Raw genomic sequence first — 11,858 nt, 5'->3', positions numbered from 1 at the left:
ACGGCAATACCAAACACACAGCCGCCCAGCCATGAGTAAACCAAAGGAGAATGAAATGGCTATTCAGATTGATCGAATCAACCCCAGCAGCACGGCGGTCATTGTGATCGACATGCAAAACGACTTCATCGCACCCGGCGCCCCACTGGAAACACCCATGGGCATGGAGTTGATGCCCCGCCTGCAAAAACTGCTGGGCCATGCCCGCCAAACCGGCATGGAAGTGATCTTCACCGCCCACGCCCACCGCCGCAACGGCTGCGATATGGGGCTGTTCGGGGAGATTTACCCTCCGATTCAAAACCAGGTGGGACTGGTCGATGAGACCGCTGGCGTTGATATTTACCCCGAAGTGGCTCCACAAGGGGACGAGGTCGTCATCAAGAAGCATCGGTACAGCGCGTTCTTTGGCACAGACCTGGACATCATCCTGCGTACCCGCAAGATCGATACGGTTGTGATCACCGGCGTGACCACTGAGAACTGCTGCCACGCCACGGCCCGCGATGCCATGTTCCATGGCTACAAAGTGGCTTTCATCTCCGATGCGACCGGCACCTACAACTACCCGGATATGGGCTTTGGGGCGATTCCTGCTGAAGAAGTGCACCGCGTCACCCTGGGCGTGTTGGCAGTATCCACCGCGCATGTCATGACGACGTAAGAGCTGATTCAGAAAACCAGGTAAGAAGTATGAGCACGGTCAGAGCCCGCATACCTTAAGGCGCCAGGACGTGAAGGACCCAGGCAGGCCTTGTGAGCTATCCAATTGTTAGAGCTCAGTTCACAAGGCTCATTTTTACTTTTCTTGCGCCGCTATCAGCTGCGCCAATCGCTGGATGGAGAGCGGTGCACAGCCTTCCGCATCATTGCTGATCGTCACGTACGCCGCCTGCCCTGCCCCCGTGATCCCGCGAATCGTGCGCGCCAGCACAGTGCGGGTATGCACGTCCTCGCTGACAATGGCATCGAAGGGGGTATGCTTTTTCTGGGCATCGGCATAACCGTAAGCACCAAACTCCCGATTCAAGTTCCAGCGACACACCAAGGGGCCGGGCCACAAGGCGCGCAAGACGGGCAACTGCTCTTCAATCGGTGGCATCTTGCCATGCAGGCCCAGACAAAACGTCGCGCCATTGGCCTTGAGCGTATCGACAAGATGTTGAGTCAACAGCTCTGGATCTCTTACCTCTACCGCAAGCACCACCTGTGAGCCTTGCGGCAAGGCCTCTCGCGCCGCCACCAGCATCTGCCCCAGCTTGTCGAACAACTCTGCCGGACGATTCAACCAGCCCCAAGACAGTGGACTTAACTGAAAGACCAGCACGCCCAGCTTGTCACGCAAGCCCTCCGCGGCAGGCTGCACAAACTGCTCTACAGTCAGACGAATATTCAGAAAGTCCGGATTGGACTTGCGCACCTTGCCCTGCTCATCACGAACTTGAGCATCCGTAATCATGGACGGGCATTTCACAACGAAGCGGAAGTCTGCATCCACCTGCGCGGCGTAGGCGGAATACTGCGTGACCGTCAAAGGACGCCAGAAAGTGCGATCGACACAGACTGTACGCATCAAAGGATGCTGGTGATAGGCCTCCAGGCCGTGCTTGGACAGGATATTCGACTCGTACTCGCCATCCCAGATCAAACCCTCCCAACCGGGGTAAGACCAGGTGGAGACACCGAAACGCAGGATTTCAGGAAGCTGAGCCGCCAGATCGCTTAGCTCCAGCGCGGAAGCAGCAAGGCTGACTTTGGTGATTTTGCGTCGAGAGGGAGCAGCGGGCTTTGAGGCGGGTGGCTGAGGAATGGCATCGCCGAAAAGATCTTCTTGCATGCTGGGTATAGTGCCATGGGAATGAAGTTAAGCAAATGCTGGCTCAAAATCCAACAGATCCGTACTTTGCATGCCTAACCCTTTGGCGACGCTGCGCCAACGACTGACAGCCTGAACAAGCTCCGCCCAGATTGCTTCTGCTGCCCCCACCGTTAACCTGAAGTATGGTGCCCCATCCATCAAAATAGCCCGGCTATCAATAGGCCCGGAATCCTCTGTCAGCCACGTTTTACTTTCCCGCCTGTCACCAGGCATTGGATTCAAGTCAAACGCCGGAGCCAGGCGCCATCCATGATTACGTGCGTCATATAGAAAGCCCGTATTACGCAAGTGATCATCGGTATTACAGATCAAGAAATTGAAGGCCAATCTGCGCCACAACTGATGAATATCAGCAATCGGATTGGCCCCGTCCTGTAACAAAACATCCACCAATTCGGTATAAGCATGAATGGCATCACGGCCATCAGACTGCAACATGCTGGCTGCGGATAGATAGGGAATACGTGCGCCTTCGTCATTTCGATCAAAGCGCCGAATAATGGCTACCGCTGTGCCATTAATCAGCTCGATACGAGTCTCTGCGACCGTGATGCCCGCATTGGCAGCCAACTTCATGGCGAGCACCTCACCCCGAATCACATCACGCTGGTCAGCCTGACTGGGAAACTTGCCCAGGGCCAGACGGCCATCCGTATCGCGAACGGTAGATTTTGGGCGGGCACCACCCAAGGATGTTCCTTGCCCAAGCAGGTACTGCAGATCCTGCTTACTTTCCGTCCCGTCCTCCAAGGCACGCGCCGCCTGTAAAACACGATCCAACTCCAGCAAAGGCGGGACGTGTCGGGCTGCATCTCCCGAACGCAAATAAACTTTTTTCTGTGGATCAAAAAGACGCAGAGCACCTACCCGTGCTTCATCATCAACCCACATCAAAAAATCTACCGGCTCCAGAGCGAGCAGATCACGATTTTCTTGCCGCAACTTGGCGTGTGCACGCCGAATGACTCGCTGTCCCCAGGAGTCAGGAGCCGTATCCTCCAAAGCCAGAAAAAACGTATTTTGGGGATATTGAACCCCCGAGGCTGATTGCAAATCAGGAGAGAGCATAAAAAAGCGCTCGTCCTGGAGCCAGGCCTCGTTATAGCTAAAGGCACTGCGTCTGCCATTACCCAGATACAAGCGCCCCACAATATGCGCACTGGAACCCAGGTGCACCTCCAGGTCTGAGCGCTTGGCAGATCGTGTCATCATCAGAAACCTTCCAACTTGTCAGGATTCACAGAGGCCGAATTATCTTGCGACTTGGCCCCCGCGGTTTGATCCGCTTTGATACGCCGTGGGCGCCTGACGCGCTGGGGCAACTGCTCACGCAGCAAGTCCATCCCCAAGGCATCATTTTCCATGGTCATTACTTTAGTCACATCACTCAAGCGTCCCAACACATGCAAAGCGCTTAAAAAGGTATGCAAGGCAGTACCGGCATTACCATCCTCCATACGCCGGACTGTGCTCAATGACGTCCCGATACGCTGAGCCAAATCCTCTTGGCTTAATCGTCGCGCACGGCGAGCAGCAGAGATATCCCGCCCCAGCCGCAGCAAGGCACGGTCTACAGGACGGGAGATGACACTACGAGGAGCCTTTTTATTCTCTGAATCAGTCATATTTCTATCCATTCATATATGAACAAATATAAATCATAAAAACTCAAATATGAACATATCTCAGATCCGCCCCAGAATCTATCAAACACTCATATTTGAACTTTTAATAAGTAAATACATTCAAATATGAACAATAAAGGCACAGTATATGCTTTCAGTGAAACTCTCCATACCCAAGTGGGTACAGGTGCTTGATCACACGCCAAGAAGCAACACAAGAAGCGGCACAGCGCTACCAGACACCTGTACAAGCAAATGGCCAATATGCTCATCACGCGACAGTGCGGTGAACAGCCGATAAAAGTATTGGGGGAGATATCAGAACTGGAGCGGGTGATGGGAATCGAACCCACGACGGATGCTTGGGAAGCATCAGTTTTACCATTAAACTACACCCGCCCTGATGGAGAGGTCTGCATCTAAAGCAGACGATCCCGCGAATGGGGAAGCGAAAATTATAGCGCGATCTTTTCTTGATGCGTGGTTCCCGCCCTATCTTTTTCACGTGCATCCCCATGAATTCAGTGGCAAGACTCACTACAATAGAGCTTTCCCGCTTTTAGCTAATACGCGAGCCATTCCTGATGCACGCGCCACAACCATGACCACCAGCAACGAAAAACCATCCCTGCTGTCGCCCAATGTCGCGAACAGCAATTCCGGCGAGACCCATATCCGTAGCTTTGTTCATCGGCGCGCGCACATTACGCCCAGCCAGGAACAGGCCCTGGCACGCCTCTTGCCCCTGTGGTCAATCAGCTACCGCGACAGCATCCTTAAACCAGAAACAGTGTTTGGCAATGACAACCCCTTGATTCTGGAAATCGGTTTTGGCATGGGTGAAACCACCCAGAAGATTGCCCAGGCTCGTCCCGACGACAACTTCCTGGGTGTGGAAGTGTTCAACGCCGGTGTTGGCGCTTTGCTCAAGCGTATTGATGACAACCAGATCAGCAATATCCGCATCATTCAACATGACGCGGTGGAAGTGGTGCGCGACATGATCGCCCCTGCCTCGCTGGCTGGCATTCATATCTACTTCCCGGATCCCTGGCCCAAGAAGCGCCATCACAAGCGTCGTCTGGTGCAATCGCCCTTTATTCAGCTGCTGACCAGCCGTCTGAAACCCGGTGGCTATATTCACTGCGCCACCGACTGGGAAAATTACGCCGAACAAATGCTGGAAGTGCTGTCCGCCGAGCCCATGCTCAGCAACACGCACGACGGCTATGCTCCCCGCCCTGACTTCCGTCCACTGACCAAGTTCGAGAACCGTGGGCTGCGCCTGGGCCATGGCGTGTGGGATCTGATCTTCACCCGCAATGACACCCCTACCCCTGAACTGAACTGGCCCAAGAAAGAACAATGAGCGCTACCCTGTTCCCGCCTATAGAGCCTTACGCCCAAGGCACCTTGCACACCGATGATGGGCACCATATCTACTGGGAATGCTGCGGCAACCCGGCAGGTAAACCCGCCATTTTCCTGCACGGTGGGCCGGGATCAGGATGTTCTACCGATCACCGCCGCTTGTTCGACCCACAAAAATACAATGTGCTGCTGTTTGATCAGCGCGGTTGCGGGCGCTCCTACCCTCATGCCAGCCTGGAGAACAACACCACCTGGCATCTGGTGCAGGACATGGAGCGGCTGCGCAAGGAAAAGCTCAAGGCCGACAAGATGCTGGTCTTTGGCGGCTCCTGGGGCTCGACCCTGGCGCTGGCCTATGCCCAGACTCACCCCGAGCACGTCAGTGAGTTGATTGTGCGCGGTATCTTCATGGCCCGCCCTGAAGAATTGCACTGGTTTTATCAGGAAGGCGCCTCTCGCCTGTTTCCGGACATCTGGGAACAGTATCTGGCCCCGATTCCCAAGGAAGAGCACGGGGATCTGATTAGCGCCTATCACAAGCGTCTGACGGGCGACGACCCTGCTGTGCAGCTACGCGCCGCACACGCCTGGTCGCAATGGGAAAGCAATACGATCACGCTCTTGCCCAGCCAGAATCACCTGGACGCCAAGTCCAGTGATAAAGCAGCCTTGGCCTTTGCACGTATTGAAAACCACTACTTCATGAATCAGGGCTTTTTGGAGCCGGATCAACTGCTGAAAAACGCCCATCGCTTGCATGGCATTCCAGGGGTGATCGTGCAGGGACGCTATGATGTGTGCACACCGGCGCATACAGCCTGGCAACTGCATCGCGTCTGGCCACAAGCAGAATTTCACATGGTTGCAGACGCAGGCCACGCCTACGACGAACCCGGCATTTTGGCCAAGCTGCTGGCCGCTACCCAGAAATTTGCCATCTGAATCACTTGTCCGGCGCGGCCCGGACCATATCCAGAGACAAGAATGAACATTACCCTGAATGGCCAGAGCAAGACTCTGCAAAACTCCGACACGGTTGGCACGCTGATTATCGAACTGGGCTACGAGAACAAACGCATTGCCGTGGAACTGAACGGCGATATCGTGCCCAAAAGCCAGCACGCCAGCACTGCTATCAAGGAAGGCGACACGATAGAAATCGTGGTTGCCGTCGGGGGCGGCTGATACTCGCCCTGTAAAATGCACAATTGCTGACATTCAGCTACGGCTTCAGAGCTGAAAATGAGGTCATAATGGGCCGTCTCGCCTGCCATCAAGCAGGCGGCCATGGAACCCTAACTTCAGGAGCAAAGCGATGGGCGTATTCAGTTTTCTTAAAGATGTCGGCGAAAAACTCTTTGGTGCCAACGAAGCCAAAGCAGCAACTGCAGACGAACTCCAGAAAGAACTGGCCAAACACCAACTTTCCGCCGACGGTCTGAATCTGGCGGTTGATGGCGACAAAGTTACGGTTAGCGGCCAGGCTGCCTCCACCGAACAGGCCGAAAAAATTGTGCTGGCTCTGGGCAACACCCTGGGTGTCTCGCAGGTCGACAACCAGCTCAGCGTTGCTCAGCCTTCCGCTGAAGCCACCATGTACACCGTACAGAAAGGCGATACCCTGTGGAAAATTGCTGAAACCCACTACGGCAAGGCAAATGGTGCAAAATACACTGTTATTTTTGAAGCCAACAAGCCTATGCTCAGCCATCCTGACAAGATTTACCCCGGTCAGGTACTGCGTATTCCGGCGCTGTAAAACCCGATTCAGCGTGCCGTTATCCATGGCTGCCAAGCCATGGATTCATGGACAAGCCAAAACAAAATGCCCGATGCAATGCATCGGGCATTTTGTTTTGTGACAGGCACTGACGGGAACAAATCAAACTATTCCCGCAGCTTGCGACGACGTCTTAACGAAAGCCTTTGAAACCTTTACCAGCCAGACCTTTCAAGGCCCCCATCCCGCCCAGGCCGCGCATCATCTTGGCCATGCCGCCTTTTTTCATCTGCTTCATCATGCCTTGCATTTGCTCGAACTGATTCAGCAAGCGGTTGACCTCTTGTACCGACACACCGGAGCCGGCTGCGATACGACGCTTGCGCGAGGCCTTGAGCAATTCGGGCTTGGCACGCTCGGTAGGCGTCATGGAGTTCAAGATACCTTCGGTACGACGCAGTTGCTGCTCAGCTTGGCCGCCTTGCAACTGGGATGCAGCCTGGGAGAACTGCGCAGGCAGTTTTTCCAACAAGGAACCCATATCACCCAGCTTTTTAACTTGCTGCAGCTGGTCGCGGAAGTCGTTCAAGTCGAACTTGTCGCCCGCCTTGATCTTGTCGGTAATCTTTTGCGCATCGGCAATGTCGATATTGCGCTGGGCCTGCTCGACCAAGGAAACAATGTCGCCCATGCCCAGCACGCGCTGAGCCATACGCTCGGGATGGAACGGCTCCAGGCCATCCAGTTTTTCCGACACACCGACAAATTTGAGCGGTTTGCCAGTGACATGGCGCACCGACAAGGCGGCACCACCACGTGCATCACCGTCCAGCTTGGTCAGCACCACACCGGTCAGCGGCAAGGCGTCTGCAAAGGCTTTGGCAACGTTAACCGCGTCCTGACCCTGCATGGCATCCACCACGAACAGGGTTTCGATAGGGTTCAGCAGGTCGTACAGAGCGCGAATCTCGCGCATCATTTCTTCGTCAATACCCAGGCGACCGGCCGTGTCGACGATCAGCACATCAAAGTGGTGACGTTTGGCGTGGTCCAGGGCATTGCGGGCAATGTCTGCGGGCTTCTGGCTGGGATCGGAGGGCAGGAACTCGACGCCCACTTGGGCGGCAACGGTTTTCAGCTGTTCGATAGCGGCGGGACGATAGACGTCAGCACTGACCACCAGCACTTTCTTCTTGCCTGTTTTACGGCCATGCTGAACGTGACCACCTTCGCTCAGCCATTTGGCCAGCTTACCAGTGGTAGTCGTTTTACCTGCACCTTGCAGACCGGCCATCAGGATGATCGCGGGTGGCTGTGCCGCCAGGGACAGTTCGCTGGCGTTGTCGCCCAGATCTGCCCCCATCAGATTGGTCAGCTCCTGGTGGACAACCCCCACCAGCGCCTGGCCAGGATTCAAGCTGTCGGCAACTTCAACGCCAAGCGCTTTTTCTTTGACCCGTGCCACAAAATCGCGCACGACGGGCAAGGCCACGTCCGCTTCCAGCAAAGCCAGACGGACTTCCCTCAACATCTCCTGAGTATTGGATTCGGTCAGACGAGCCTGCCCGCGCATGGTTTTCACCACACGCGACATACGCTGGGTCAGATTTTCAAACATAGGACTGGGTTCGCTTAAACTAGGTTATCGTGTGGTCTACGAATAAGAATAAAATGGCCACTTGAGGTACGCCCCGTACCGTTTTTCAGGAAATCCGGGACTTATGTCTGCAAGTATTGTATTTCACTTGCTCGCCGCACTGGCGTACATCGTGCTGTCGATCTCGCTATGGCGTCCTTTGACTCGCGGCAGCACCCGAACCGTACTGAACGCCCCCAGCCGGGTGGCTTTGCTCTGCGCCATCATTGTGCACGGAGCGGGCCTGTTGCTGACGATTGTGCTGCCCCAGGGGCTGCATCTGAGCTGGGCGTTGGCCCTGTCGGCGGCAATCTGGCTGGGCATGGTGGTGTTCTGGTTCCAAAGCCTGTATCTGCGTCTGGACAGCCTGCTGCTCATTCTACTGCCTGCAGCCACAATCGTCAGCCTGCTGGCCATGGCCTTTCCCAATGGCCATATCGTCAACCACGTCGGCAATGAATGGCTGCGCATCCACTTGATGATTGCACTGGTCGCCTATGGGCTAAGCACCGTGGCCGCCCTGCATGCAGTCTTGATGACGGCGCTGGACCGCCAGTTGCACCGCCCTATTTTGCATCAGGAGCAACGCGGTTTGTTCAGCCGGGTTCTGGATACCATGCCGCCCCTGCTGGTGCAAGAAGAGCTGCTGTTCCGCCTGATCCGTGTCTCTTTCGTGATTCTGACCTTCACGATCCTGAGCGGTGCCGCCGTCTCCATGGCGATAGACGGTAAATTTTTGCCTGCTGACCACAAAACTGTCTTTACCTTGCTATCCTGGGTTACATTTGGTGGCTTATTATGGGGTCGAAAACAGTATGGATGGCGTGGTCGCGTTGCCTTGCGCTGGACCTTGGCCGGTTTTGCCTTCCTGCTGCTAGCCTATACAGGCAGCCACTTTGTACTGGACGTCATCTTGCAACGAGGGAAAATTGGGTAAAGTCTTATTTTGGGTTGTAGCCATCCTGGCGGCCATGATCATTGCCCGCATCGTGTCACAAAACAAGGCCCGCAAGCGCAACCCACCCAACCCGACCATGCGCCCGCCCCGCAAACAAGGCAGCGCGGAAGAGATGGTTCGTTGCGCGCACTGCGGCATTTTTCTGCCTCGCTCCGAAGCCCTGATGAGCAATCATCACACCTGGTGCAGCCTGGAACACGCCAAGCGCGGCCCGCGCAATTAAGGCCATGGCCCGCATGCACCACGCCTACGACCTGGACCGCCAGGGCTGGCTGAAACCCCATGCCAATGTCCTGCGCGCCCTGTCTCCTAATCAGGATGAGCGCCCCGAGGGCGACGCCCCGACCTTGCTGGTGCTGCACAATATCAGCCTGCCCCCGCAAGAGTTTGGTGGGCCTTATATTCGGGATTTTTTCCAGAACAAGCTGGATATCGGTGCTCATCCCTGGTTCGAGAACATCCGGGACCTGAAAGTGTCAGCGCACTTTCTGATCCAGCGCACAGGCCACATCATTCAGTTTGTTCCCACTACCCGCCGTGCCTGGCATGCGGGTGTGTCACGCTTTGAAGACCGCGAACGCTGCAATGATTTTTCTATTGGTATCGAGCTGGAAGGCAGCGATTTTGAGCCTTTTACAGAAGCCCAGTACCGGGAGCTGTCCCGCCTGAGCCGCGCCCTGCGTATGCGCCATAACTTGACCGCGGTACGTGGTCACGAGCATATCGCCCCGGGACGCAAGACAGACCCGGGGCCATTCTTTGATTGGGAAAGGGTGAAGCGGGAACATGGCTGGCCCAAAGAAACCTTGCCGGAACAAGAGCTGGAACCCAAGCCACGAGCCGCGTCGGATCAGGATCGATAAAGTAGCTCAGGGCCGATATCGGCCAAGGTATTGCAACCCGTCAGTGCCATCGCCACTTCCAGTTCGGCCCGCAAAATATGCAGGACATGCGCCACACCGGCCGCTCCTGCGGCAGCTAGACCATATATATAGGGACGGCCAATCATCACGGCTGTTGCACCAAGCGCCAATGCCTTGAGCACATCGGTTCCGCGTCGAATGCCACCATCCATCAAGACCGGCACCCTGCCCTGCACGACCTGACAAACCTGTGCCAATACGTCCACAGAGGCAGGAACACCATCCAAAGTTCGCCCTCCGTGATTGGACACAACAATTCCGGCAACCCCCGTATCCAGGGCTCGCTGAGCGTCTCGGGGCCGCATCACACCCTTCACCCACACAGGCAAAGGACTATTCTGCACCAACCAGGCCAGATCATCCCAGGTCGGCGCCGTCTCTAACAAACCACTACCAAACAAAGGGCTGGTGCCTGCTGCACCTAAAACCGCCTGTTGCTTGGGAGCTCCTCGCAGATTCACGGCGTCCACGCCCTCCGGCAAGGCAAAGCCCGCACGCTGCTCCTGATTACGTACACCATTGACCGCGGCATCTACCGTCAACATCAGCGCGGCATAACCTGCCGCTTCAAGCTGAGCCAGCAAATCCAGAGTAAATGCCCGATCCGTTTGCCAATACCACTGCGCCCACAAAGGAGCATGGGCCTGTGCAGCGATCTCTTCAAAGGAATGACTGGCCTGCATGCTGATTACGCTAGTCGCCCCCATCGCACCCGCACCCAGTACGCTGGCCAATTCACCTTCAGGGTGAGCCAAGCGCTGATAAGCCACGGGTGCCAGAAGAATCGGGTAATCCATGGACTGCCCTTGCAGCGTCAAGCGGGTTGAGGGCTGATCAAATTCACTTAGGGCGGCAGGCCATAGCCCCCAACGCCCGAAGCTGGCCAGATTGTCTTGCAGGGTAAGCTCATCCGCCGCCCCCGTGCTGAAGTAAGCCCAGTCCTGCGCACGCATACGCTGACGGGCATAAGGTTCGTAATCCCTCAGGCAGGCAATCTGGGCCGGGATGTTAGCGAGTGGGGGCAGTCGTTCTTGGGACATGGTCAAGCAAGCTCCAGGCGATCAGACATCGCTCCATTCACGCAGCAAATTATGATAAATCCCCGTCAGGCGTGACAACTCCTGGGCATCCGCATTCTGCCTGGCCAGTTGCTGAATGCTCTGATCCAGCTCCCACAACAATTTGCGTTGATGCGCGTGGCGCACCATGCTTTGCGTCCAGAAAAAGGAGGCATAGCGCGTTCCTTTGGTCACCGGCTGTACTCGATGCAGACTGGTACCGGGATACACCACCATATGCCCTGCAGGCAGCTTGATGGACTGAGCACCGTACACATCCTCGATGATCAGCTCGCCACCTTCATACTCGTCGGGATCACTGAAAAACAGGGTTGTGGAAACATCAGTACGCAGGCGCTGAGCCGTGCCAGGAACGGTAAAAATCGCGTTATCGATGTGGTTGCCGTATTCCCCGCCCCCCTCGTAACGATTAAAGCGTGGGGGCAGCATACGCAGGGGCAAGGCAGCGGCAATAAAGCCGCTGTGCTGCCCCAGTACGTGCATCAGAAACTCGCCCATCTGGCGAGATACGGCAGCATCCAGAGGCAGTTGCAGGTTCCGTTTGCTGTGCTGGGCCAGATAGCCCGCCGTCGTGCGCCCGTCCTCCCACTGCGCCTGCTCCAGGGCCTGGCGACAGTCTCGTAACTGTTCAGCATTCAGAACGTCAGGGATAGTAATCAGCATGGGC

General features: G+C 55.9%; 14 protein-coding genes and 1 tRNA gene. 8 read left to right on the top strand and 7 right to left on the bottom strand.

Annotated features, from left to right (window positions below; all coding sequences use genetic code 11):
- The first annotated feature begins 55 nt into the window (after nt 1-55).
- Nucleotides 56-664 carry an isochorismatase family cysteine hydrolase gene (locus Q9R35_RS05975; protein WP_311219535.1) on the top strand — a complete coding sequence of 203 codons (609 nt, stop codon included), beginning with the start codon at nt 56-58 and terminating at the stop codon, nt 662-664.
- Between the two features lie 135 nt (nt 665-799).
- Here Q9R35_RS05975 and Q9R35_RS05970 read toward each other — a convergent pair whose 3' ends face one another.
- The 4 genes from Q9R35_RS05970 to Q9R35_RS05955 all read right to left on the bottom strand — a co-directional run bounded on the left by Q9R35_RS05970 (nt 800) and on the right by Q9R35_RS05955 (nt 3,903).
- Nucleotides 800-1,837: a DUF72 domain-containing protein gene (locus Q9R35_RS05970; protein ID WP_311219534.1), complete on the bottom strand. Its 1,038-nt coding sequence runs from the start codon at nt 1,835-1,837 to the stop codon at nt 800-802.
- A gap of 27 nt (nt 1,838-1,864) precedes the next feature.
- A complete protein-coding gene (locus Q9R35_RS05965) occupies nt 1,865-3,091 on the bottom strand; it encodes a HipA domain-containing protein (RefSeq protein WP_311219533.1) in 1,227 nt (408 codons plus the stop codon).
- Entirely contained in the window at nt 3,091-3,504 is a 414-nt protein-coding gene (locus Q9R35_RS05960; protein ID WP_311219532.1) for a helix-turn-helix transcriptional regulator, read from the bottom strand. Before Q9R35_RS05960 ends, Q9R35_RS05965 begins: the two co-directional genes overlap by 1 nt.
- A 325-nt stretch (nt 3,505-3,829) precedes the next feature.
- A tRNA-Gly gene (locus Q9R35_RS05955) sits at nt 3,830-3,903 on the bottom strand.
- A 202-nt stretch (nt 3,904-4,105) separates the two neighbouring features.
- Between Q9R35_RS05955 and trmB the strand changes: the two genes are divergently transcribed.
- From trmB to lysM, 4 genes are all read left to right on the top strand, one after another.
- Nucleotides 4,106-4,873, top strand: coding sequence for a tRNA (guanosine(46)-N7)-methyltransferase TrmB (gene trmB, locus Q9R35_RS05950; protein WP_042482842.1), 768 nt, complete (start codon nt 4,106-4,108; stop codon nt 4,871-4,873).
- Nucleotides 4,870-5,817, top strand: a complete 948-nt coding sequence (gene pip, locus Q9R35_RS05945; RefSeq protein WP_063688893.1) for a prolyl aminopeptidase — start codon at nt 4,870-4,872, stop codon at nt 5,815-5,817. The genes trmB and pip overlap by 4 nt, the downstream gene beginning before the upstream one ends.
- 42 nt (nt 5,818-5,859) lie before the next feature.
- Nucleotides 5,860-6,060, top strand: coding sequence for a sulfur carrier protein ThiS (gene thiS, locus Q9R35_RS05940; protein ID WP_045930803.1), 201 nt, complete (start codon nt 5,860-5,862; stop codon nt 6,058-6,060).
- Nucleotides 6,061-6,190: 130 nt separating this feature from the next.
- Complete coding sequence (gene lysM / locus Q9R35_RS05935; RefSeq protein WP_045930802.1) at nt 6,191-6,634, top strand: peptidoglycan-binding protein LysM; 444 nt, start codon at nt 6,191-6,193, stop codon at nt 6,632-6,634.
- A 154-nt stretch (nt 6,635-6,788) separates the two neighbouring features.
- Here the strand turns inward: lysM and ffh are convergent, their stop codons facing one another.
- Entirely contained in the window at nt 6,789-8,213 is a 1,425-nt protein-coding gene (gene ffh, locus Q9R35_RS05930; protein ID WP_042482833.1) for a signal recognition particle protein, read from the bottom strand.
- Nucleotides 8,214-8,316: 103 nt separating this feature from the next.
- On the opposite strand from ffh, the gene Q9R35_RS05925 reads away from it, so the two are divergent.
- The 3 genes from Q9R35_RS05925 to ampD are packed head-to-tail and all read left to right on the top strand — an operon-like array spanning nt 8,317 to nt 10,052.
- Complete coding sequence (locus tag Q9R35_RS05925; RefSeq protein WP_042482831.1) at nt 8,317-9,168, top strand: inner membrane protein YpjD; 852 nt, start codon at nt 8,317-8,319, stop codon at nt 9,166-9,168.
- A complete protein-coding gene (locus tag Q9R35_RS05920; protein ID WP_063688896.1) occupies nt 9,161-9,412 on the top strand; it encodes a PP0621 family protein in 252 nt (83 codons plus the stop codon). The genes Q9R35_RS05925 and Q9R35_RS05920 overlap by 8 nt, the downstream gene beginning before the upstream one ends.
- A 4-nt stretch (nt 9,413-9,416) precedes the next feature.
- On the top strand, nt 9,417-10,052 hold the full coding sequence (gene ampD / locus Q9R35_RS05915; protein ID WP_063688899.1) for a 1,6-anhydro-N-acetylmuramyl-L-alanine amidase AmpD: 636 nt from the start codon (nt 9,417-9,419) through the stop codon (nt 10,050-10,052).
- Here ampD and Q9R35_RS05910 read toward each other — a convergent pair.
- Nucleotides 10,040-11,152 (bottom strand): alpha-hydroxy acid oxidase, encoded by a 1,113-nt coding sequence (locus Q9R35_RS05910; RefSeq protein ID WP_063688902.1) that lies wholly within the window; start codon nt 11,150-11,152, stop codon nt 10,040-10,042. The two genes, ampD and Q9R35_RS05910, sit on opposite strands and share 13 nt — an antisense overlap.
- Before the next feature lie 21 nt (nt 11,153-11,173).
- Nucleotides 11,174-11,854, bottom strand: coding sequence for a Fe2+-dependent dioxygenase (locus Q9R35_RS05905; RefSeq protein WP_063688905.1), 681 nt, complete (start codon nt 11,852-11,854; stop codon nt 11,174-11,176).
- Nucleotides 11,855-11,858 lie beyond the last annotated feature (4 nt).

The organism is Alcaligenes sp. AB3 (assembly GCF_031844565.1).
Lineage (GTDB): Bacteria > Pseudomonadota > Gammaproteobacteria > Burkholderiales > Burkholderiaceae_B > Alcaligenes > Alcaligenes faecalis.
The sequence above is the reverse complement of the archived record's forward strand: the minus strand, read 5'-3'. Positions and strand labels throughout refer to the sequence as shown.